Consider the following 645-nt stretch of genomic DNA (forward strand, 5'->3'; position numbering starts at 1 on the left):
CAGCAAGAGCGGGATATGATAATGTGCATCTGGATCTGCTAGCTGAAAACGGACGGTGACTATGGTTAAAAACGGCTGGTCGACCGTATTCACGTTTTTATTCGCAAAATACTCTCCTGCATGAAATTCCATCACATATTCTCCGGACACCAGCTCTTCATCAGCCAGCAGAGGGACATTGGCTCTGCCGTCATTGTTAGTGTAAACCTCTTTCATAATACTTTCGCCCAGCCGCTTCAATTCAATTTTTACGTTCGCCGCTGGTTTGCCGCAGGTTAAATCTAAAATATGGGTTGTCAGTTGTCCCATCAGGCTTTCAGGCTCCGACATTTTTCAGCAGTTTTCTGTTTTTCTTTCTCGGCGTCTTCTCTTGTCACGGTAAAATGTTGGAAACCGTATGGCGGGCGAGGTTCGGTGTAGACTTTTCCTTTTGAACCCGGGATTTCTTCGACAACTGTATCCCATGTGTGATTTTGAGATTGGAAGCTGACATCAGTGAGCTGCGGGAACCTCTCTAATATTCTGCAGCCGATGTGATAGATTAAGTGTTAGATTGAAGGGGTTTCGAGCTCGTGAAAAACGGTGCTCGCCAAGTCGCGGACTTGTTCAGCCGCGACGTAGCGGGCTGGGTCAGAAGCATATGCG

General features: G+C 47.3%; 1 protein-coding gene and 1 pseudogene. Both read right to left on the reverse strand.

Going from position 1 to position 645, the window contains the following annotated elements; genetic code table 11:
- On the reverse strand, nt 1-309 hold a 309-nt coding region (gene uraH / locus ACWHAR_RS28380; RefSeq protein WP_452088609.1), incomplete at its 3' end, for a hydroxyisourate hydrolase.
- Nucleotides 309-645: pseudogene (locus ACWHAR_RS28385) on the reverse strand (factor-independent urate hydroxylase); the annotation flags it as partial. The gene uraH and the pseudogene ACWHAR_RS28385, both read right to left, overlap by 1 nt.

The organism is Bacillus sp. LR--39 (genome assembly GCF_053613335.1).